Source organism: Agreia pratensis, from assembly GCF_900177685.1.
In the GTDB taxonomy this organism is placed as follows: Bacteria; Actinomycetota; Actinomycetes; order Actinomycetales; family Microbacteriaceae; genus Agreia; species Agreia pratensis.
In genome coordinates this window covers 29,509-50,268 of the sequence record NZ_FXAY01000007.1, presented here as the reverse complement: position 1 = coordinate 50,268, position 20,760 = coordinate 29,509, and the positions used below count along the sequence as shown (strand labels likewise).

Annotated in this window: 18 protein-coding genes; 8 read left to right on the top strand and 10 right to left on the bottom strand. The window is 66.3% G+C overall.

All coding sequences use genetic code 11. The features are described from left to right. Positions 1 to 3: 3 nt before the first annotated feature. From B9Y86_RS16080 to B9Y86_RS16070, 3 genes are all read left to right on the top strand, one after another. A complete protein-coding gene (locus tag B9Y86_RS16080; protein WP_085487983.1) occupies positions 4 to 567 on the top strand; it encodes a DM13 domain-containing protein in 564 nt (187 codons plus the stop codon). A 57-nt stretch (positions 568 to 624) separates the two neighbouring features. After that, positions 625 to 1,845, top strand: a complete 1,221-nt coding sequence (locus B9Y86_RS16075; RefSeq protein ID WP_410372132.1) for an SLC13 family permease — start codon at positions 625 to 627, stop codon at positions 1,843 to 1,845. 89 nt (positions 1,846 to 1,934) lie between these two features. Further along, positions 1,935 to 2,405 (top strand): RDD family protein, encoded by a 471-nt coding sequence (locus B9Y86_RS16070; RefSeq protein ID WP_176223403.1) that lies wholly within the window; start codon positions 1,935 to 1,937, stop codon positions 2,403 to 2,405. Here the strand turns inward: B9Y86_RS16070 and B9Y86_RS16065 are convergent. The 4 genes from B9Y86_RS16065 to B9Y86_RS16050 all read right to left on the bottom strand — a co-directional run bounded on the left by B9Y86_RS16065 (position 2,305) and on the right by B9Y86_RS16050 (position 6,953). Continuing rightward, entirely contained in the window at positions 2,305 to 3,597 is a 1,293-nt protein-coding gene (locus tag B9Y86_RS16065; protein ID WP_085487977.1) for a GDSL-type esterase/lipase family protein, read from the bottom strand. The two genes, B9Y86_RS16070 and B9Y86_RS16065, sit on opposite strands and share 101 nt — an antisense overlap. Continuing rightward, positions 3,594 to 4,436 (bottom strand): alpha/beta hydrolase, encoded by an 843-nt coding sequence (locus tag B9Y86_RS16060; protein WP_228515945.1) that lies wholly within the window; start codon positions 4,434 to 4,436, stop codon positions 3,594 to 3,596. The genes B9Y86_RS16065 and B9Y86_RS16060 overlap by 4 nt, the downstream gene beginning before the upstream one ends. A gap of 15 nt (positions 4,437 to 4,451) precedes the next feature. Further along, a complete protein-coding gene (locus tag B9Y86_RS16055; protein WP_085487973.1) occupies positions 4,452 to 5,765 on the bottom strand; it encodes an MFS transporter in 1,314 nt (437 codons plus the stop codon). A gap of 114 nt (positions 5,766 to 5,879) precedes the next feature. Beyond that, positions 5,880 to 6,953, bottom strand: coding sequence for a LacI family DNA-binding transcriptional regulator (locus B9Y86_RS16050; protein ID WP_085487971.1), 1,074 nt, complete (start codon positions 6,951 to 6,953; stop codon positions 5,880 to 5,882). 117 nt (positions 6,954 to 7,070) lie between these two features. Here B9Y86_RS16050 and B9Y86_RS16045 point away from each other — a divergent pair, with 117 nt between their 5' ends. The 4 genes from B9Y86_RS16045 to B9Y86_RS16035 are packed head-to-tail and all read left to right on the top strand — an operon-like array spanning position 7,071 to position 11,422. Further along, positions 7,071 to 9,014, top strand: a complete 1,944-nt coding sequence (locus tag B9Y86_RS16045; RefSeq protein WP_244894801.1) for an APC family permease — start codon at positions 7,071 to 7,073, stop codon at positions 9,012 to 9,014. Between the two features lie 23 nt (positions 9,015 to 9,037). Next, positions 9,038 to 9,193, top strand: coding sequence for a hypothetical protein (locus tag B9Y86_RS17620; RefSeq protein WP_176223402.1), 156 nt, complete (start codon positions 9,038 to 9,040; stop codon positions 9,191 to 9,193). Then, positions 9,190 to 10,893, top strand: coding sequence for an ADP-ribosylglycohydrolase family protein (locus B9Y86_RS17680; RefSeq protein WP_217809222.1), 1,704 nt, complete (start codon positions 9,190 to 9,192; stop codon positions 10,891 to 10,893). The genes B9Y86_RS17620 and B9Y86_RS17680 overlap by 4 nt, the downstream gene beginning before the upstream one ends. Before the next feature lie 22 nt (positions 10,894 to 10,915). After that, complete coding sequence (locus tag B9Y86_RS16035; RefSeq protein WP_085487967.1) at positions 10,916 to 11,422, top strand: hypothetical protein; 507 nt, start codon at positions 10,916 to 10,918, stop codon at positions 11,420 to 11,422. Between the two features lie 63 nt (positions 11,423 to 11,485). Here the strand turns inward: B9Y86_RS16035 and B9Y86_RS16030 are convergent, their stop codons facing one another. The 6 genes from B9Y86_RS16030 to B9Y86_RS16005 are packed head-to-tail and all read right to left on the bottom strand — an operon-like array spanning position 11,486 to position 19,165. Further along, positions 11,486 to 11,884, bottom strand: coding sequence for a hypothetical protein (locus B9Y86_RS16030; RefSeq protein WP_085487965.1), 399 nt, complete (start codon positions 11,882 to 11,884; stop codon positions 11,486 to 11,488). A gap of 16 nt (positions 11,885 to 11,900) precedes the next feature. Next, positions 11,901 to 14,954, bottom strand: a complete 3,054-nt coding sequence (locus B9Y86_RS16025) for a glycoside hydrolase family 2 TIM barrel-domain containing protein (RefSeq protein ID WP_085487963.1) — start codon at positions 14,952 to 14,954, stop codon at positions 11,901 to 11,903. A 41-nt stretch (positions 14,955 to 14,995) separates the two neighbouring features. Continuing rightward, complete coding sequence (locus B9Y86_RS16020; protein ID WP_085487961.1) at positions 14,996 to 16,168, bottom strand: MFS transporter; 1,173 nt, start codon at positions 16,166 to 16,168, stop codon at positions 14,996 to 14,998. Positions 16,169 to 16,196: 28 nt separating this feature from the next. Next, positions 16,197 to 17,363: an ROK family transcriptional regulator gene (locus B9Y86_RS16015; protein ID WP_176223401.1), complete on the bottom strand. Its 1,167-nt coding sequence runs from the start codon at positions 17,361 to 17,363 to the stop codon at positions 16,197 to 16,199. A 45-nt stretch (positions 17,364 to 17,408) separates the two neighbouring features. Continuing rightward, positions 17,409 to 18,176 carry a glucosamine-6-phosphate deaminase gene (locus tag B9Y86_RS16010; RefSeq protein ID WP_176223400.1) on the bottom strand — a complete coding sequence of 256 codons (768 nt, stop codon included), beginning with the start codon at positions 18,174 to 18,176 and terminating at the stop codon, positions 17,409 to 17,411. After that, the gene (locus B9Y86_RS16005) at positions 18,173 to 19,165 is read right to left on the bottom strand and encodes a BadF/BadG/BcrA/BcrD ATPase family protein (protein ID WP_176223399.1); all 993 of its coding nucleotides are present in this window, start codon (positions 19,163 to 19,165) and stop codon (positions 18,173 to 18,175) included. Before B9Y86_RS16005 ends, B9Y86_RS16010 begins: the two co-directional genes overlap by 4 nt. A 313-nt stretch (positions 19,166 to 19,478) precedes the next feature. On the opposite strand from B9Y86_RS16005, the gene B9Y86_RS16000 reads away from it, so the two are divergent. After that, positions 19,479 to 20,729, top strand: coding sequence for an ABC transporter substrate-binding protein (locus B9Y86_RS16000; RefSeq protein WP_244894800.1), 1,251 nt, complete (start codon positions 19,479 to 19,481; stop codon positions 20,727 to 20,729). Positions 20,730 to 20,760: the final 31 nt, after the last annotated feature.

Here is a 20,760-nt window from a genome sequence, read left to right as displayed (position 1 = left end):
GCCATGAAGCGGTCAGTTCTGGTCATCGGCGGCATTGTGATCGCGGCCGCCCTGGTTGTCGGGCTGGTCGTGTTCAAGCCGTGGCTGCTGTTCACTGACGTGCGGGTCGACGAGACGCTGCCCACTGCGCAGCGTTCTCAACCCGCGGCAACGTCAGAACCGGTCGCAACGCCAGACGCCAGCGCGCCACCGTCGGCAACGCCGACTCCCGATCCGGTGCCCGTAGCGCTCGCCTCGGGCTCGTTCGTCAGCCAGGAGCATTCGACCACGGGCACGGCCACCATCATCCAGAACCCCGATGGCACGCGCGTGCTCGCTATCGAGAATCTCGACACCAGCAATGGTCCGGATGTTCACGTCTGGCTGAGTGCGGCGGATGCGGTCGAGGGCTACGACGGCTGGTTCCTGGCGGGCGGTGCCGCCTACGTCGACCTCGGCGTCATCAAGGGCAATCAGGGCAACCAGCTCTATGAGATTCCCGCTGATGTCGACCTGAGCGCCTACCGCAGCGTGTCACTCTGGTGCGTGCAGTTCAGCGTCGGATTCGGGGCGGCGCAACTGGGGTAGTCGCCGCATGGGCGAAGACTCGCTCTCTTGTCAGCGTCGGAGTCATAGAATCGCGACATCGAAAAGCACTCCTCGGCCGCGTCGGATTCCGCCTCCACGCCACAGCCCCCCGGTCGCCGCGGTCTCATTGTCGTCGTCTCTCTCCTAGCGGCCTCCTTCGTGGTGATCGCCACAGGCATCCTGCCGTGGCGCGACACCCTTGTGCTGGCCGACCGCGTCGTGCCCGTTCTCGGCTTCGTGGCCGCGATCACGATCGTCACCGAGCTGGCTGCCGAGGCCGGTGTCTTCTCTGCGCTCGCCGGCAGACTGGCGCTCTGGGGTCGCGGTCGCCGCATCCTGCTCTGGCTCTTCGTGCTGGCGCTCGCGGTGGTCTCGACGATCTTCCTCTCGCTCGACACCACGGCGGTTCTCGTGACGCCGGTGGTCGTTCTGCTCGCGTTGCACGCGCGTCTGCCGCCGCTGCCGTTCGCGCTCGCCACGGTGTGGCTGGCGAACACCGCATCGCTGCTGCTGCCGGTGTCGAATCTCACGAATCTGCTCGCCGAAGGGCGAATGGATGTCGGTGGCCCGGCCGCATTCGCTGCCCTCGTCGCCGCTCCTGCCGCCGTCGGCATCCTGGTTCCGGTGATCGTGCTCAGCCTGATGTTCCGCAAGGAGCTGCGTGGGCGCTACTCCGCGCCGCCGGTCGAGCGCGCTCCCGATCGCACTCTCCTCCTCGTCAGCGCGATCGTCGTCGCGGCGCTGCTTCCGCTGCTGGTGTCGGGTCTTCCCGTCTGGATTCCGGCCGCCGTCGCTGCAGTAGTGATCGTGGTGCTGTTCGGCATCCGGCGCCCCGGCGCCCTCAGCGTGAACCTCGTGCCCTGGCAGCCGCTCGGCATAGCGGCAGGTCTCTTCGTGCTCGTCGAGACTGCCCATGCTCGCGGGCTCACGGCCTTCATATCGAACATCGGCGGAAACGGAACCGATCTGCTGAGCCTGCTGCAGCTCTCGGCTCTCGGCACGGTCTCGTCGAACGCGATCAACAATCTGCCGGCCTATCTCGTGCTCGAACCGATCGGCCACTCGCCCGTGCGGCTCGCCGCGCTGCTGATCGGCGTGAATCTCGGCCCGCTCGTGACCCCCTGGGCTTCGCTCGCGACTCTGCTCTGGCACCAGAAGATCACCGGCCTCGGGGTGACACTGTCGTGGCCGAAGTTCATGCTGGCCGGCCTCGGAGTGGTGCTTCTGACTGTGCCGTTGGCGACGCTTGCGCTCTGGCTGGTCGCCGGCAGCCACTAGTCCCCGACGCGGACAATAGTTGCCGGCACACTGGTACATCTTGTCCGCGTCGGGAACTACTGCCGAGCGTCGTTCGCTACGATGCCACGGTGACTGTTGACTCTGCGAAAACCGAACTCGTCGTCGGCGGCATCGGAGCGCGGATCATCGCGTTCGCCCTCGATATCGTTTTTCTCGGCATCGTCGCGAACATCGGGGTTGGAGTCGGAGCCCTCATCAATGGATCGACGTCGGGTGAAGGCGGGGTCATCTTCACGGCTCTCGGAATTGTGATTGGTGCCTACCTCATCGCTCTGATCGTGACGCTCGGATTGGCCGGATGGACCCCGGGCCTGATCATTCTGGGCCTGCGGGTCGTTCGCGAAGACACGCTGATGCGAGCCGGTATCGGGCGCGCACTGGGGCGCGGAATCCTCTTGCTCCCGATCTTCTTCTGGCCCTGGCTGGTGATGCTGCTCGTCACCGCGGTGCGGGACAAGTCGGGGCGGCATCAGGGTCTGCACGATTCGCTCTCGCGAACGATGGTGTTGAACGTGCGCCACGGGCTCGACCCGAGATAGCCGACATCGGCACCAGGCCGCGTGCCCCGAAGGCGAGTTCTGCCCAGCGCGCGCCCATCTCTGCGTAGAGTGCGGCGTCGGGATGGAGACCATCGGGCAGGGTGAAGCGATCGGTGTCGTCGGGGCCATACAGCGCGAGTCCGTCGAGGTAGTGGATGTTCTCTCCCGCGGCCTCTCTGACGCGCACGACATGCTCGATCTGCAGTCGTGACTGCGCGAGAGTGAGCGCGCCCTTGGCGACGTCTGTCGGGTCGCCGGCGGCGAAGCAGCGCACGTTCTCTTCCTCGAACTCCACCCCGGGAGGGCCGGGAGTGTCTTCACTGCCGGGCCAGAAGATCGATGAGGCCAGAACGATCGGTGTGTCGGGGTGGCCGGTGCGTACCCGGTCGAGGAAGCCGTGCAGTGCCGGGGCGAAGGTGCGCTGATCCATGGATCGTGCCCCCACGATATTGATGCCCACCTTGAGCGAGATGACGTCGGCCGGCTGCGCGGCGATGGCATCGGCGACGAACGGGTCGAGCATGCACTGACCACCGAAGCCGAGGTTCACCAGATCAAGGCCCGCCCGTCGTGCGGCGACCACCGGCCAGGTTCCGGTGGGGTGGGGTGTCTCGACGCAGTGACTGATCGAGCTGCCGTGATGAATCCAGCGCGCAGCCGCCGAGGGCGCCGATGCTCGCACGGGTGTCGCGGCCATGACATCGAGCAGGTCGACGATCAGACCCTGCGGAAACCACACCGTGACGCTCTTCTCGTGTGTGCCGAGGCCATCGAGGACAACGGCTGAAGACTCGCTCCTCGGCAGATCCGTCGCCTGGTCACCCAGCATCGTGATGCGACGCAGCGCATCGATGGGAGCGTCGACGGGTTCGAGATCGATCCCGTTCACCTCGGCCACAAAGGTATTCCGCGGCCCGGGCAACTCGTCGTACTGCAGCCGGGTGCAGCGCACACGCAGCTCGACCTGCTGGGCATCGGTATCGAAGCGGATGCGCACACCGCTGGCGGTGGAGACCGTCGCGCCCAGCAGCTCGCCGGCGGGCGGAAAGAATCTCCAGGCATCCAGCGGAAGCCGCACGGGTCGCACGCCGCCCGCCACCGGCATCACGTCGAGGTGTCCCTCGAGCAGAACGGAACCGCCGCCGAGCTCGACGACCAGAGCGGATGTGGCCGTTGCTGCTTCGCCCGTCATGAGGCCACCGGGGCGGCGTGCGCACGGACGAACGCGACGGTGCGATCGAGCACCTCGTCGCGCTGAGGAAGTTGGGCCCAGCCGTGATCCGCGCCCTCGACCACCACGAGTTCTGCGCGATCTGCGAAGACGTCTGGCGCCAGGTAGGCCTCGGCGTAGGAGACCGGCACGAAGTCTGCCGTGCCGTGCAGCAGCAGCGCCGGCCCCCGGTACGCGGCGGCGCTGGCGTAGGGGTCGAATCCGAGCGCGTCGTCTCGCATCGCCGGGCCCATGCGCATGCCCGCGAAGTCGAAATAGCCGAGGGTGTCGAGGCTGTCGAGCGGGCGGCCCTGAATCGACCCGCCTCGGATGTCGTCGACGAAGACGGCCGCCGTCGACCACATCGTGAGCGACCGGATGCCTGGCCCGCCGCCGCCCTCTTGCTCGGCCACGCGGGCTGCCGCCGTTGCAGAGATCACGGAGCCCAGGCTCATGCCCACGAGGTGCAGGTTCTGCGCGTCGACCTCGGGCAGGGCCGCTATCTGTTCCAGCACCGCGAGCGTGTCGGCCACGTCTCCCGATGCGCTTGTGTCGAAGAAGTCGCCGTCGCTCTCTCCGTGGCCGGCACGGTCGAATGCCACGACGCCGATTCCCGATCGCACGAGGCGCCGAGCGAGCTCGACGAAGACGCCGGTCGTCTCGACTCGGGAGCCGCCGAATCCGTGCATCAACACTGCTGTGGGGTGCTGCCCCGGCTGATCAACGAGGTGGTGGGACCCGCGCAGTGCAAGACCGCGAACTCGGGCTTCGAAGGGTCGGATGTTCACGGTGCTTCCTCTATAGGTTGTTGTGTCGATCATTCTGCGTCACGATCTCTACGCGGTCGCGTGCACTGCTGGAGTCGCCGCGGTGAGCGGCACTGTGTGGTCTTCGGTGTCGAAGGCTGTTCCGGTTCCACGCCGGAAGCCGATCCAGCCGATGAGGAATCCTGCGGCTCCGACGGCCGAGACGGCGACGTACACGGCCTGTGGGTTGAGAATGATGAGAGCGGGCGTCACGACGTTGAAGCCCGCGGTAGCGAAGCGCGCGACTCCATAGATCGTGCCCTGAGCGGTGGAGCGCAGCAGAGTCGGGAAGGACTCCTGGGTCCACACCTTCATGATCGTCTCGAAGCAGAAGGCACCGGCGAACGTCGAGCCGACGACCGAGACGACCAGCGTGGGCAGGGTGAAGCCGAACACGACGGGCACGAGGTTGAAGACGACGACGGCGATCGAGCCGATGACGAAGTACTTCATGCGGAACCGGGTGTCGGCGACGCTCATGAACCAGAGCGCGCCGAGCACTGCTGCGGGCATCGCGAGGATGGTCCAGGACTGGTACTCATTGACCGGGATGGAGGCGACACTGACAGCGACGAACGTGCCGAAGCTGCCGGCCACGCTGATCGAGATCGACGTGAGCGTGTAGAAGATGAGCAGGGTGATGAAGGCCCTGCGGTAGGGGCGTCGGCCGAAGTCTGCGATGCGCCCGCGCTGGGCACGCACGGTTCGTACGCCCTCGATGCGTTCCTCTCTGGCCACAGACCAGGAGGCCGACTCGGGGATCGTGAGCCTCAACACGAGCACGACGACGCCGACGATGCCGAAAGAGGCGAACATGATGTGACCGCCGGTGGCTCCGGCGGAGCCGAAGAAGATGCCGATGAGAACGGCCAGCAGAATGCCGAAGCCACCGAGCAGATTCGAGAAGACGAGGATCTTGCCGCGATTCTTGTCGGTGGCGGCCTCTGAGATCGTCGCGAGCGCGACGGGAAGATCTGCGCCGACGCCCAGGCCGATGAGTGCGACCCCGGGTAGCAGCACTGCTATCGAGACGCCGATGAAGGGGGTGGCCGCGCCGATCACGATGATGGACATCGTGACCAGAAACACCTTTCGGCGACCGTATCGGTCGCCCAGACGGCCGCCGATCAGCGCTCCGGCTGCGACGCCAGCGGTGAGCACTCCGGTAAGAAGGCCGAGCTGATCGTTCGTGAGGCCGGGTGCGCCTGGCCCGGGAGCCAAGAAGAGAACGAGCGCGATGCCGATGCCCGTCGTCGCCGCGGCGTCGACAAACGTGGCCATACCGCACACGAATCCCACCCACCACGCATTCGGGCCGCTCCGCGTCGGTGCCGTCGTCGTCATGTCATACCCCTTTGTATAAGCCGCGCCGCAGTCTGAGAGCTCAGTGCAATCCGCGTCAGACCAGATGCTATATCGATATAGCTGAGAAATCGACACGAAAATTATCGGGTGTCTTCAGCGGGCTGGGCCGACCGATCCGCCACGCACCATCGTCATCGCGATGCGATGGATGACCGGCTGAGCTTCTTTATCGAAAAGGAGTTCGACGGCACGTCGACCGAGCTCGACCTGGGGCAGTGCGATCGAGGTGAGAGGCGGATCGATCGCCCGGCTGATCGGGCTGCCATCGAAGGCGACGACCGACACATCTTCGGGCACGCGCAACTCGGCCCGGTGCAGCGCCTGGTATGCGCCCGCCGCCACGGCGTCGTTCGCGCAGATCAGTGCGGACGGGTGGGCGCCCGTTGCGAGTAGCCGGGTCACCGCCTCCCGTCCGTCCTCGGTGGTCCAGTCGTCGTCGACCATCTGTGTTCCGGCCAGCTCCGCACCGACATCGGCGAGAGCCTGTCGAATGCCTTCGAGTCGCTCGGAGAGGGCGAGCGGCGCCCAGCCGCGCCAGGAGAGACCCCCGGTCACGCCAGGGGGGAGGGTTCCGATGAACCAGATGTGATCGCGGTGGCCGAACCGAAGGAGCTCGTTGGCTGAGTCTCTTCCAGCGGCCACCTCATCCGGCACCACCGCGCGCGCGACGCCGACCGCTGGAACACAATTCAGCAGCACGAAGGGAACCTGGGTGAGCAGGGCAGGCGGGGTCACCGCACGGGTGAACATGGAGGCGTAGAGCACCCCGTCGATCGTGCGGTCGAGCAGGCTGTCGATCACCTGTTTCTCTTGGCCGGCATCGCCCTGCGTATCGACCGTGAACAGGATGGTGTCCCGCTCACGTAAGGCGTCGAGCGCTCCGCGAACCATCGAGTTGGCATGCGACGTGCTGCTCACGAAGTCGGACACCAGGGCGACCGTGCCCGACCTGCCCGTGCGCAGCGTGCGGGCCGTCATGTTGGGTCGATAGCCGAGTTCTTCGGCCGCCTTGCGCACACGTTCCGTCGTCTCGACCGAGAGCCGCTGGTCGGTTCGGCCCGTCAATACGAACGACACCGCGCTGCGAGAGACGCCCGCTCGTTCAGCGACCTGCGCGAGCGTCACGCGGCGCCGAGGTGCTCGCGCGGCTGCAGATTCGGCGCCCATCAGCCAAGAGTATGCGAGGAACGGTACGCGGGTCGGCCCGTTAGGAATTCGTTAGGACTGTAGTGATGCTGAGTATCTGAGCGCATCCGCTTCATCAGAACCATGCAAGCTGTACATATGACGACTACCTCTGCGCGGCGTCGCGGCTTCGGGGCATGGCTTCTCGATGGCCTGACCGACGATTCCGGTGCGCATCAGGGTCCGCACGCGGCGAAGATCGAGAAGACGCACTCGTGGTGGCGGGTGATGTGCCTCACCGGCGTCGATTATTTCTCGACCCTCGGCTACCAGCCGGCGATCGCTGCCGTTGCTGCGGGCCTGCTCTCGCCCTTCGCCACTGTCGTGCTCGTGCTGCTCACGCTCTTCGGGGCCCTCCCCGTATACAGAAGAGTCGCCCGCGAGAGCTTCCGCGGAGAGGGCTCGATCGCCATGCTCGAGCGCCTGCTGCCGTGGTGGGGTGGCAAGCTCTTCGTGCTCGTGCTGCTGGGCTTCGCCGTCACCGACTTCATGATCACGATCACGCTGTCGGCCGCGGATGCGACGGCGCACGCCGTGGAAAACCCGTTCGCGCCGAGCTGGTTCCACGGCAACGAGGTCGTGATCACGCTCGTTCTCGTGGCGCTGCTCGCCGCCGTGTTCCTGCGCGGATTCAAAGAGGCCATCAACATCGCCGTGGTGCTCGTCGCCGTGTTCCTCGTGCTCAACGCCATCGTCATCGCTGTCTCGATCGGGCACGTCGCCCAGAACGCCGTCGTGATCACCGACTGGTGGGCGGCGCTCACGGCCCAGCATGGCAACCCGGTCGTGATGGTCGGCATCGCGCTCATCGTCTTCCCGAAGCTCGCTCTCGGCCTCTCCGGTTTCGAGACGGGAGTGGCGGTGATGCCGCAGATCTCAGGAAAGCCCGGCGACACCGAGGCCAACCCGGCCGGTCGCATCCGGGGCGCGCAGCGGCTGCTCACGACGGCCGCGATCATCATGTCGACGTTCCTCATCACCTCGAGCATCGTGACGACGTTCCTCATTCCGCAAAAGGAGTTCAAGGCCGGCGGCGAGGCGAACGGGCGTGCCCTCGCCTACCTCGCGCACGAATACCTGGGGCCCGCGTTCGGCACGGCCTATGACATCAGCACCATCTGCATCCTGTGGTTCGCCGGCGCCTCGGCGATGGCCGGTCTACTCAACCTGGTGCCCCGCTACCTGCCGCGCTACGGAATGGCGCCGCAGTGGGCGCGGGCCGTGCGTCCGATGGTGATCGTGTTCACCCTGATCGCCTTCGTGATCACGATCGTGTTCGAGGCGAACGTCGATGCGCAGGGCGGTGCTTACGCCACCGGCGTGCTGGTGCTGATCACCTCGGCATCCGTGGCCGTCACGCTGTCTGCCCTGAACAAGAAGCAGCGAAAGCGCACGGTCGGCTTCGGCGCGATCGCGGTGGTCTTCGTCTATACGACCATCACGAATGTCTTCGAGCGGCCCGATGGCGTGCGCATCGCGGCGCTGTTCATCCTCGGCATTCTCGTGGTGTCGATCGTGTCGCGGGTGCAGCGTTCGTTCCAGTTGCGCGCGACGAGCGTGACATTGGATGCGACGGCGCAAGACTTCGTGCTGGCCGACGCGGATGCGTACGACCAGGTTCTCATCGTGGCCAACGAGCCCGACGACGGCAGCGCTCACGAGTATCGGCAGAAGATCTCGGACGAGCGTCGCGACAGTGGGATTCCGCAGCGCCGACCTGTGATCTTTCTCGAGGTGTACCCGACCGACTCGTCGAACTTCGAGGAAGACCTGGAGGTGCGTGGGGTCGTCAAGCACGGCAACCGGGTGCTCGAGGTGTCGAGCGGCAATATTCCGAACACGGTCGCCACGGTGCTGCTCGAGATCCGCGACCTCACGGGAACGGTGCCCGACATCTACTTCGAGTGGACAGAGGGAAACCCGATCTCGAACATGTTCAAGTACCTCATCACGGGCGGCGGCGAGGTGGCCCCGGTCACCCGAGAGGTATTGCGCCGCGCGGAGCCGAATCCGCGGCGCAGGCCAGACGTCCATGTGAGCTGACCGACTGGGTGGAGGATTGATCCATGGCTTTTATGGCTTATGCGAAGAAGACCTTCTCGGATGACACGATCGCGTCTTATGAATTCGGCTTCCGGCCTGAAGAACCGATCCACGGAGTGTTCGTTGTGTCCGTGACAGACCCGGCCGAGTGGCCTGCCTGGATCGTGTTCAACTCGTGAGCGCCGCGATGCCATTCGGACACGAGGTCACGGCGCACGCGGCTGCTCTCGGCGAATTGCTGGCCACCCGCATCCGCTTCGACTACAACGGCGGCGCCATCCACGGAAAGGATTTTCGCAAGTGGATGGGCGAGGACGGTTTCGGCGGCGACGATGGAACCGGCGTTGCGGAGTGGGAGCGCGCTATGCGTCACCAGGCGCAGATTCTGCTCGATATAGCCGACCTCTTCGACGGCACCGACCTGGCGCTTGACGAGGCGACGGTCACACTCAGCTTTGCGTCGGGTGGTGTCGTCGCTGTTGCGTTCGAAATCGGGCGAAAGATCGTGCGCATCGGCTCTGCGAAGCAGTTGACCACGGTCGCGGATTTCTCGGGCAACGAGGTCTACGCGCGGGTGCTTCTTGTGCTGGCCGCCACTGCCGCAGGGATCCCCGTGCTCGAGGGCCCTCTTCGTCCGCGGCAGCCGCTGACCATCTCGCCGTCCACGCATCCGTGGTCTCCGGGCTGGGTCGTCGAGCCGCCCGCAGGCATCGTCGGATTCTGGCCTGTCGCGGAGGACGAGGAGAAGGCCCGACTGGTCGCGCTTGCCGGGGCCATGTCTGTGGATGACACGATCGCGTACATCACGCAGAACTCGCTGGAGCAACACGTGCGGCGGTCGTCTCCCTGGCCTGGGCGTGTGTCTCGTGTGCGCGGCTCGTTGCTCGGCGGCGCTGTCGGCGACGCGCTGGGGTTTCCCGTGGAGTTCGACTCGCTCGCGGCGCTCACGAACCGGGCGGGAGGGGCGGTACGCGACTACCTGCCCATCTCGGGCCTGCCCGATGGTGCGATCAGTGACGACACTCAGATGACCCTGTTCACGGCGGATGCGATCAGTCGCCTCCTCGACGGCGGTGACGGCTCGACGAGCCTGCGTGACGCCGAGGCCGAGGCCTACCTCGACTGGTACGACACGCAGCTCGGCGGTTCGCTCGGCCGAGCGGTGTCGGCGCCAGCCGACAGCCTGCTCGCCGAGCGCTGGCTCTACAGCCGACGCGCGCCGGGCACAACGATCATGGGCGCGCTCGACCGGGCCGCATCCAGAGCCGTGGGCACACCGGTGCCGGATGCCGTCAATGACAGCAAGGGATGCGGCACCGTCATGCGGAGCGCGCCCTTCGGGCTGGTGGCCGACTGGACTCCGGATGAGGCCGCCCGGCACTCCGCCGATGCAGCCCGCATCACGCACGGCCACGCCACTGCCGCCGCTTCGGCAGGTGTCTTCTCTCGAATCGTGCGGCTGCTGCTCGCCGGAGGCGATCTGCAGCAGAGCGTGTTCGCGGGACTGTTGAGCCTCGAGGTGCGCACCGGTCTCTACAGCGACGAGGCCACGGCGAAGGCTCTGTCGTGGGCGTTGCACGCAGCAACGACGGGTGTCCCGAGCCCGCAGCGCATCGAGGAGTTCGGCGGCGGCTGGATCGCCGAAGAGGCGCTGGGCATCGCCGTCTATTGCGCTTTGGTGTATCCGCGTGAGCACCAGATTCTGGATGCGCTGGCGCTCGCGGTCTCCCACTCCGGCGACAGCGACTCGACCGGAGCGATCTGCGGCAACCTGCTCGGCGCTCTGCACGGCGAGGAGGCGCTGCCCGCCGGTCTTGTCGCGCGGCTCGAGGGCCTGCCGACGATCACCCGCGTTGCTGATGCCCTGTCTGCAGCGTAGAACCAACGAGTAAAGGAACATCGTGGCTAATCCGGATTTTGAGCAGTTCATGGAGATTGTGCGGAGCCTGCCGCGGGTGCAAGACCTCGTGTTCCGGGGGCACCCGGCTCTTGCGGCGGCGGTGGCTCCGTTTGTGACGAATGGCTTGCTGCCGGCTTCTCAGAATCCGCGCGTGGCGAGTGAGAATTTCACTTCTCCGGTGCTGTTGTGCATCGTGAGTGCGAACGGCCGAGTGTTGGGGCCTCTTTCACGTGAGGCGGGTGATGAAGAGGTCGTGATTCTTCCGGGCCTCCTGCTCTGTCCGCTGAGTCAGTTCCAGGTCGGCCCGATGACAGTGGTCGTGTTGGATGAGGTCGAGTCAAGCCCGGCCGGGTCGTGGGTCGAGCCGACGCGTGGTGGCCGTATTCCTTCGTCTGTGGAAGAGATCGTGGCGAACGCCCACGCGCGCGTGGGGGAGTCTCTGTCTACTCCCGCGGCGGCGGTCTCGTCGCCGGGTAAGTTCAGCTCAGCGATCCTTCCCGCAGGGTGAGTCGCTCGGTTTAGGGTTCCGGGCGTGCCCTTCTGGGCATGGGCGCCAGCTGCGCTGTCTCGCTCAGCCGAGACCGAGCAGTGTCAATGGGAGCCCGCCCAAGAGGAACAGCGGCACCGGGAGGACGACAGCTGCGATACCTCCGATGAGGCTGCGGCGAGCGGCGCGGACACCCAATCCCGTGGCTCCGGCGGCCTCGGGAGTTGTCGCCCAGCGCAGGCCGCGTCGCGCGAAGACGATCGCGCGGATGGCGAAGTACCAGATCACCGGGATGGAGATGAAGACGAAGGGCGCGAGCACGAGCTGGCCGTCTGCGCGGAGCAGATAGAGCGGCGCCCAGAGCACGATGAAGCCGATCGCGGCGAGGGTGCCCGCGAGCGTGGCGTTGACGGCGGCGACGCGGGCCTGCCTGTTGACGATCGGTTTCGGAAGCAGCTTGAGCGCGCTCTTTTCTGGTTCCATGGGTGGGAGCTTACTGTCACACGCCCTGCGCCACGAAGGTGACCGAGAGGCGCGCCGACTGCGGCGCGACACGGTAGGCGGGCAGGATACCCGGACCGCATGTCGCGGTGCCCACCCCGTTCTGCAGCACGTCGATCGACAGGTGGGTGCGTGTGCTCGGGGCCAGCTCATCGGCGTGGAGAGCCGCGTCGAGCTGCTGCCTCGACCAGGGCGACACGGTCACGATCAACGCCTGTTCCGGCGTCTCGGCGTCGTGCGCGCGCACCTCGATCACGTTTCCGTCGACAAGGTGGAGCTGCGCCTCGCTGACGCCTCGCCGCGCGCCGCTCTCCTGGGGGCGAACGTGTGCGGTGCGCAGCTGATCCAGCCCCGCCGACCAGTGTCCCCAGCGATTTGCCTGGCCGGTATCGGCGTAGCCCGCTCCCGGGCCCAACCCGACCCAGTCGAGTCGGCTCGTCGGCTCATCGAATGTCAGGTCGATTCCGAGCCGAGCCCAGTCGACGAGCCATGGGCCGACAGGCTCGAACGACGCGTCGAGCTGCAGCCCCTCCGCGGTCTGATGCCACCGAAAGCTGGTGTCGATGCCCACGTCGCGCATGGGCGGGGCCCAGCGGGTGTCGACCACGATCGTGTCGCCGTCCAGGCGGATGCCGCGCACGCGCGGAACCAGACGGTCGAGGCCCGCGTCGCGCCAGCGATCAGCGAGAGGTGGGAGCTCGGGCTCGTCCCAGCCGACGTCGCGGTCGTTGTCGACCGGTGCCCTCCAGACACCGACCGCAGGACCGCTCACGGCGACGCCGTTCAGCCGCAGGAGTCGGCCGGTTGCGGGATCGATCAGGCTGGTGCCGAGAGCGATACCGTCGGCAGCCACCGCTGGTGGGTTGACAGCGAGGCTCGCCTCGCGCGTGGGTGCCGGTGCGTCGAGATCCACCGATTGCACGGCTGATTGGCCCCAGGTCACGACGTGGCCCGCGGGGGCCCAGGATGTCGCCTGCCGCAGCATGGCGAGGACCGTCACGGCATGCATCCGGCCCCCGTCGACGGATGCGAAACGCGCTTCGGGAGGCAGCGCGGCCGCGATGCGGCTGTGTGCCGGTGCCGGAGGAACATCGAGAGTTCCCGAGCGCAGCACTCCGTCTTCTGTTTCGAGCTGCCAGCGGAATTCGAGGTGGTCGAGCGCGACGGTGTCGTAGCGGTTGCCGATCGTCACCGTGAGGTCATCGGCATCCACCTCGATCTTCACGGGCGCCGTGAGCTGTGCGAAGTCGGCGAGACCGGGTCGAGGCTCACGATCGGCGCTGACGAGTCCGTCGATCACGAAGTTGCCATCGTGCACCGCCTCCCCGAAATCCCCGCCGTAGCGGATGACGCGTCGTCCGTCGGGGCCCCTGACCGCGAGGCCGTGCTCGACCCATTCCCAGATGAATCCTCCCGCCACACGGGGCGATTCGTCGATCAGGCGCTGATACTCGGTCAGCCCGCCCGGGCCGTTGCCCATGGCATGCGCGTATTCGCACAGTACGAAGGGCAGGCCGCGGCGGTGCAGCTCCTCGGGGCTGGCGTCGGGCGGTGCCGGAGCATCGTGCTCGAGTGCGATCGCCTCGACCTCCGCGACCGAGGCGTACATGCGCGAGTAGACATCGACGTAGGTGCTGCTCCAGTCGCCCTCGTAGTGCACGAGCCGCGAGGAGTCTCTGCGGTGGGTCCACTCGGCGATGGCTTCGAGGTTCGCCCCGGTTCCTGCCTCATTGCCCAGAGACCACATGATGACCGAGGGGTGGTTCTTGTCGCGCTCGACGGTGCGTTGCATGCGGTCGAGATAGGCCTCGCGCCACTGGTCGACATCGCTGGGGTTCTCTCGCCACCCGACGGGTTCGAAGCCATGCGACTCGAGGTCGTTCTCGAGAATCACCCAGAAGCCGAGTTCGTCTGCCAGGTCGAGAAAGTCGGGGTGAGGCGGGTAGTGCGAGGTGCGGATCGCATTGATGTTATGCGCCTTCATCAGGAGCAGCTCACGGCGCGCGGCCTCCAGAGAGACGACGCGCCCTCTCTCGGGGTCGTGCTCGTGCCTGTTGACCCCGCGCAGCGTGATCGGCGCATCGTTCACGAGCAGCACCGCGTCTCGGGTCGAGACCGAGCGGAATCCGACGCGCAACGTGACCGTCTCGCTCGCTGTCTTCACAACGACCTCGTGCAGCGTCGGTGTCTCGGCGGTCCACGGCTCGACCCCGGCGATCACGTGCTCCACACCAGCGGGCGATCCGTGGATGCCGAGGGCCGGCGCCCACACGAGCGCGTCGGTGTTCGGGGCAATCGGCGCCTCTGCGCCCGACTCGAGCGAGACATCCACTCGCAGTCGGCCGGAGCCGTCTGCCGCGTCGAACGAGGCGTGCACCTGGGCGTCGCGGATGCCGCCGGCCGGCCTCGCCTCGAGGGTGACGCTGCGGAAGATGCCGGGCAGCCACCACATGTCTTGATCCTCGATGTATGACGCCGCTGAGAACTGAGCCACCCGCACGGCGAGCACATTGCCGGTCGCGCGAAGCACGGCGCTCGCGTCGAACTCGTGGGTCAGTCGGCTGCCCCGAGTCGTGCCGAGCTCCGCGCCGTTGAGCCAGATCGTCGCGGCCGACTCGATGCCGTCGAAGCGCAGGATGCTCGGGGAGACGAGAAACTGCGGCTCGGCATCGAAGACCAGCAGGTAGTCGCCGATGGGGTTGGCGTCGGGCGGGTACGGGGGGTCGACGGGGAAGGGGAAGTCCACATTCGAATAGGCGGGAGAGCCGTGTCCCTGGAGGTTCCAGTGGCCGGGAACGGTGATCGGTGACCAGGCGCTCGATGAGGCATCGCCACTCGCGGCAGCGCCGTGGATCCAGCCATCCTGGGGTGCCGTTCGTGCAGAAAGCGACCGGCGGAACATCCATTCGCCGTCGAGGCTCCGCTTCGGCGCGTCGCTCTGCAGATGAGCGCGGGGCGCGAGCGACCCGCGGCCGGGCCCCGGGTCGGAGAGCTCCGCGACGAGCGCATCGGCAGACGACAGAGAGGTTTCGTGATCGGGGGATTCTGTCATGGCGAGATTCTTTCTCGTGGTGGTGGATGCGGGGGAGTGGTTCAGGGCCGAGGCAGCGACCGCACGGCGCGACCGGAAACCGAGACAGCCGCGGCTATGACGGCGATGATCGACGCCATGGCGAGCCGGATGTCTATCCGTTCGCCCAGAGCTCCGACCGCCGGCGGGCCGACGATGTTCGCTATCGACGACAGCGACGTTACCGCGGCGACCTTGGCGGGCCCTCGTAGAGGGTCGGCGGCGGCGAGCGCGATTCCGATGGGCACGTTCAGGGCCGACCCTGCGCCCCACAAGGCCATCCCGCAGATGGCCAGGGGCAGCGAGGGCGCCAGTGCGAAGATGCCGAGGCCCAGAACGGAGACGGCGCCGGAGAGCCGGAGCATCGTCAGTCGGCCGAGGCGGTCAATCGCCGGCCCTCCGATGAGGCGCACCACGGTCTGCGCGATGAGGAACGCGGTCAGCGCGATGGCGCCCTCGCTCTCGGGCGCGCTGAAGGCATCGACCACGGAGAGGGCCGCCCAGTTGTTCGCCGTGCCCTCCGAGAGCGCGGCTGCGAAGACGATCACTCCGAGCAGCAGTGTCTGCGACTCTCCCCAGACGCGCAGCGACGCGCCCTTGGCGATGGGAAGCGCTTGCGCTGCGGCCACATGATTCTGTTGCACCTCGAGTGCAAGCGGGCGCACGAGCCGGGCCACCAGTTGGCGAATGATGACGGCCACGACCGCGAGTCCGAAGAGCTGTGGAAGAACAGTCACGCCGAGCGCCGCCGCGGCGCCTCCTGTGGCGGCGCCCACGGCCGAGCCGATCGAGTAGCCGGCGTGGAACTGAGGCAGAATCGTGCGCCCCACGGATCGCTCGTTCGCCGCTGCCAGGATCGATTGCGGCACGTTCGTGAGGGCGAATGCGGCGCCGTGCAGCACGTTCGCAAGAAGCAGGATGGGCAGTCCGCCGACATCCATGGAGAGGCCGAGCAGCAGGTACGCCAGCACAAAAGCGCCGGTGGCCATCTGGTAGGTCAGAAGCGGGCCGAAGCGCATGACGGCTGCACCGGCGAAGGTCACCATCACCAGCGTTCCGATGGCTCCGGCGCTCAGAAACAGGCTGACCTCGGAAACCGAGAGGTCGAGACCCTCGCGGATTCCCGGAAGCCGGACCATCCACGACGACAGGGCGAGACCATTGAAGAAATAGGCGAGCAGGATGCCGATTCGCACGGAGGAGAACGGCGTCCTGACGGTCGAATCACGCAAGATAGGTTGACCCTCTTACCTGTCTCGTGATGATCTCCGCCACACCCAGGAGCGCTCCGTCATCTCCGAGAGTTCCCGCCACGAGGCGCGGAGGAAACGGGATGCGTCCCACGAGACGAGCCGAGATCTCGCGAATCGCGAAAGCCGGATGCCGAGCGAGATGTCCGGCGAGAATGATGACCTCGGGGTCGAGCACGGTCGCGAGCGCTCCGCACGAGAAGGCGAGCAGGTCGAACAGCTCGTCGGCGGCGTCTTTTGCCGAGGGGATCTTGTCGGCCGCATCGTCGAGGAGCCTCTGCATCGCCTCTGGCGCCGCCAATCGCACCTGACCGTGGCTGCTTGCGACGCCCGCGATTCTCGATTCGAGGTCTCCCTGGTCGGTGAAATAACGAGCGAGGGCGCCGCGCTCGGTGAAGAGGAAGCCGACCTCGCCGGCAGCGGAGCGGAACCCCCGGTAGATCTCTCCGTTGTTCACGATGCCAGCGCCGACACCCTCTCCGAGGAGGTAGGACGCCACACTCTGGGTTCCCCTGCCCGCTCCGAGGGCCCACTCGCCGAAGGCGATGCAGTTGGCATCGTTCTCGACGTGCACGGGAAGGTCGGTCGCGCTCGCGACGATCGAGGCGAGCGCGATGTCGCGCCAGCCCAGTTCAGCCGTGTTCATCACCCGCCCGTCGTGCACGATGCCGGGCACAGAGATGCCGATCCCCATCAGCTCGCGTTTTTCGCTCGTGGCCGCCTCGACGAGTCTCTGCGTCAGGGCGAGAGTGCCTGCGAGCCGGGTGGAGGCGGAAACGGCGCCGGTGGCCGGATCTTCGTCGAATTCGACGACCTCGGTGGTGACGGTCTTGCGGCCGAAGTCGCGCAGGAGCCCGTGAGCCGAGTCGCGCCGCACCTCGATTGCCGCGATCACTCGCGATTCGCCGGCGGCTCGAAGAAGGTTGGATGGGCGTCCGCCCGAGGACTGCTGCATGCCCTCATGAGCCAGAATGCCTTCGGCGAGCATCGCCGCGCTGAGCCGTTCGACCGTGGCCGGGCTCAGCCCGGTCTTTGCACCGATCTGTTTGCGAGAGAGGGGCCCGTTCTCTTCGAGGCAATCGAGAATCGCCGTTCGGTTGATCTGCGTGACGACCCGGGTCGTTGCTGTTCGCTTCTTCATGTTCATCGATCTCTTCTTTCGACAGCGGGCCCGGTATCGGCGGTCTCAGCTCAGCGACGACGCTGCGGCCTTGTCTAGAAGTATGGTGACGTCGGCGTGCCGCCGGAGCGCGGACGCGGGACTGGCCTGGTCGATCGGGCCCTCGAGTGCTTGGGCGACTGCCTCGGCCTTGCCGGAGCCGAATGCGAGCAGCACGATCGAACGAGCCTTGAGAATCGTGCCGATTCCCTGGGTCATGGCCTGGCGCGGCACGAGGTCGACGTCGCCGTCGAAGAACCGTGCGTTCGCTTCTCGGGTCTCCTCGGCCAGGTCTACGACACGGGTCAGCGAGTCGTGTGCGGAGCCGGGCTCGTTGAATCCGATGTGGCCGTTGTGGCCGATGCCGAGAATCTGCAGGTCGACACCGCCTATCGAGTCGATGCTTGCCTCGTAGGCGCTGGCGGCCGCGGCGAGATCGGTGGCCGAACCATCGGGCACGGAGACGAGACGGCGGTCGAATCCGAGCGGTTCGGTCACCTCTGCGTCGATGACACTGCGGTAGCTCTGGGGCAGGCGGGGGTCGATGCCTACGTATTCGTCCAGGGCGAAGGCTCTCGCCCGCGAGAGGTCGAGGGGCGTCGACCGCATGGCCCGTGCGAGGGCGCGATAGACGGGCGAGGGCGTAGAGCCGGTGGCGACGCCGAGTGATGCCGTCGGCTTTTCTCTGAGAAGGGCCAGGATGCGAGTGGCCGCCAGTTCTGCCGCGGCCTCGGCGTCTGAGGCGACGCAGACCCTCAGCGAGGTGAGCGGGCGAGCGAGAGAAGCGGAACTCATGACTCGAGCACCGATCGCTCGGCGAGCGCGGCTCGTCGTTCGCCGGCCCACTGCACCGCGCCCTGCACGGGAGGGGTGCGAACGACCAGGAGATCTACACCCGGCAGAATCCGCTCGAGGTGAGCGCGGACCGCGGCCTCGTAGCTCGGCTGATTGACGATCACGCCACCGCCGGCCACCACGGTGCGACCGATGGCGCCTCTTCTGATCACGTGTGCTGCACCCTCGGCGAGGGCGAGTGCGGCACGGTCGATGATCGCCGCCGCCGCGGGGGAGCCGGCTGCCGCCTGATCGAAGACGATGGATGCGTGCCGCCCCCAGGCCGCTCCGCTGGCGCCCGATGACGCCTGTTCCGCCAGTTCTGCTGCACCGCGGGCGCGAAAGGCGCCGAGCATCGCGCTGAACAAGGAGTCTTGATCGACTTCGCCCCTGTCTGCGGCGGCGAGGGTGGCGCGCAGGGCCGCAGAGACGAGATCGTGAGAACTCCCCTTGTCGCCGAGGGGCCAGCCATAGCCGTCGACCGTCACACGGGTGCCGGCCGCGGTCGTTCCACTGATCACCGCGCCGGTCCCGACGATCATTTCGATTGTCGGTCGGATGGTCGTGGCGTGGTGCAACAGCAGGGCGTCGTTGACGACGGTCACCTCGGCGTCCAAAAGGGATCCGAGCCTGGCCTCGGCCAGCATGATCTGCTCGTCGGTGTCGCATCCGTGCACGCCGGCGACGATGACCGTGTCTCGGGTGACAGAGCCGAGCGAGCGCACGGTCGCGCTGAGCCGAACGAAATTGTCGTCATCAGAGAAGAGTGAGCCGCGTCTCCACTCTGCGGAGGGCACGACGATCTCGCTCGTGGAGTCCGATGAGTCGATGGCGCGGATGTGGGTCTTCGTTCCACCGACATCGATCCCGACGACCGAGAGCGACACCTCGTCACCACCCGCATTCGGGTTCGACGACGGGTGGCGGGGTGGTTGGGCGCCTGAAAGCACGACTCTCCGGTTCTCTTCGTTCGTCAGTAGCGGGTGAGGAGGTCCATCCTTTCGCGAGGCGATCGGCTGCATCATTGCCTCATAGTGATAATAAAGCACGCTCTTCCGTTCACTGCAAGCTTCCTGAAGATCACGCCCTTACAGGTGAGAACAAATGTTTCATGTGTGTAAACGCCTGTTTCAAGCCGAAGAAGTTCGCGGACTCGCGTGCTTTTGGTCGTTGACCAGATAACCCTTGCACTGATACAAAAGATCAACTGAGAAGCGATGAATTACAGCGCTTCGCCCTCACCCGCCCCATGAAAGGCTCCTTGTGAATCACAGAATTCGCGTCGCTGCGACAGTTGTCGCGTTCGGTGCGCTGCTGGCATCCATGACCGCGTGCTCCAGTGCGAGTGACGACTCGGCCCCCCTCAAGTTCGTGCTTTCGGGCGACGCGACTCAGGGCGGCGGCTACCAGAAGATGGCCGACAAGTACTTCGAGGAGACCGGCACCAAGGTCGAGATCGTCGACGTTCCGGGAGACGACCTCACCACGCGTCTGCGCAACAGCGCCCAGGCGGACGACCTTCCCAACATCGCCGCGGCGGCAAACGTCGACCCGCTGTGGAAGGACCAGCTGCTCGACCTCACGAGCATCTCCAAGGATGCCAATGTGCTTCCCACCCTGACCGTCGAGGACCCGGCCGACAAGAAGGTGAAGGCTCTTCCCTCCAGCCTCACCTCGGTGGGCATGTTCATCAACAAAGACCTGTGGGACAAGGCCGGAGTGAGCTACCCGACCGACGAGAGTCAGACGTGGACGTGGGACGAATTCGTGGCCAAGGCCAAGCAGGTCCAGGCCGGAGCGGGTGCCCAGTACGGGCTCACGATGGATGCCTCGGCCCACCGCCTGCGTTCGTTCCTCTACGAGTTCGGCAGCCAGGGCGTCGTTCAGGACGGCGACGACTTCTCTATCGATGATGAGGGCAAGACCGCCCTCGAGTACTTCAAGTCGATGAACGACGACGGCTTCATGCCGAAGTCGGTCTGGACAGCCGGCGACGACGCAAGCGCTACCTTCAAGAGCGGACAGGTCGCCGCGTACTACTCCGGCGTGTGGCAGATCGCGGACTTCCAGGCCAACATCACCGACTTCGCCTGGGCCTCCGTTCCGACTCCGCAGCAGCCGGTCAAGGCGACGAACTACGGCGCCGCATCGTGGATCGTCGGTTTCAGCGGGCGAGGAAAAGACGAGGCGACGACGAAGTTCATCTCGTGGCTGTACCAGCCTGAGAACTACACCGCGTACTGCGAAATCGCGGGATGCCTGCCATCGGTGAGCGGACTGAATGTCTCGTACCCGAAGAATGCCGACGCATTCGCGCTGTACAACGCGGAGATCGCGGCCTCACCGGACGTGTCCGCGGTGCAGACAACAGATCAGCTGCGCCAGGGGTACGAGGGCAAGAGCCTCGAGGTCGAGCCGCTGAAGGACGAGACCATCAAGTATCTCAGCGGTGAGCAGACGATCGACCAGACGATCGACGCGATCACCAAGGCCACCAAGGCAGCCCTCGGCTGAGAAACGGTTCCGGTGCGCCGTCCCCACGGCG

Excerpts from the sequence above, each read along its gene's own strand:
- B9Y86_RS16060 (WP_228515945.1), bottom strand. The coding sequence starts at position 4,436 with ATGATCGACACAACAACCTATAGAGGAAGCACCGTGAACATCCGACCC.
- B9Y86_RS16055 (WP_085487973.1), bottom strand. The coding sequence starts at position 5,765 with ATGACGACGACGGCACCGACGCGGAGCGGCCCGAATGCGTGGTGGGTG.
- B9Y86_RS17620 (WP_176223402.1), top strand. The coding sequence starts at position 9,038 with ATGGCTTTTATGGCTTATGCGAAGAAGACCTTCTCGGATGACACGATC.
- B9Y86_RS16065 (WP_085487977.1), bottom strand. The coding sequence starts at position 3,597 with ATGACGGGCGAAGCAGCAACGGCCACATCCGCTCTGGTCGTCGAGCTC.
- B9Y86_RS16015 (WP_176223401.1), bottom strand. The coding sequence starts at position 17,363 with ATGAAGAAGCGAACAGCAACGACCCGGGTCGTCACGCAGATCAACCGA.
- B9Y86_RS16080 (WP_085487983.1), top strand. The coding sequence starts at position 4 with ATGAAGCGGTCAGTTCTGGTCATCGGCGGCATTGTGATCGCGGCCGCC.
- B9Y86_RS16030 (WP_085487965.1), bottom strand. The coding sequence starts at position 11,884 with ATGGAACCAGAAAAGAGCGCGCTCAAGCTGCTTCCGAAACCGATCGTC.
- B9Y86_RS16050 (WP_085487971.1), bottom strand. The coding sequence starts at position 6,953 with ATGGGCGCCGAATCTGCAGCCGCGCGAGCACCTCGGCGCCGCGTGACG.
- B9Y86_RS16010 (WP_176223400.1), bottom strand. The coding sequence starts at position 18,176 with ATGAGTTCCGCTTCTCTCGCTCGCCCGCTCACCTCGCTGAGGGTCTGC.
- B9Y86_RS16045 (WP_244894801.1), top strand. The coding sequence starts at position 7,071 with ATGACGACTACCTCTGCGCGGCGTCGCGGCTTCGGGGCATGGCTTCTC.
- B9Y86_RS16025 (WP_085487963.1), bottom strand. The coding sequence starts at position 14,954 with ATGACAGAATCCCCCGATCACGAAACCTCTCTGTCGTCTGCCGATGCG.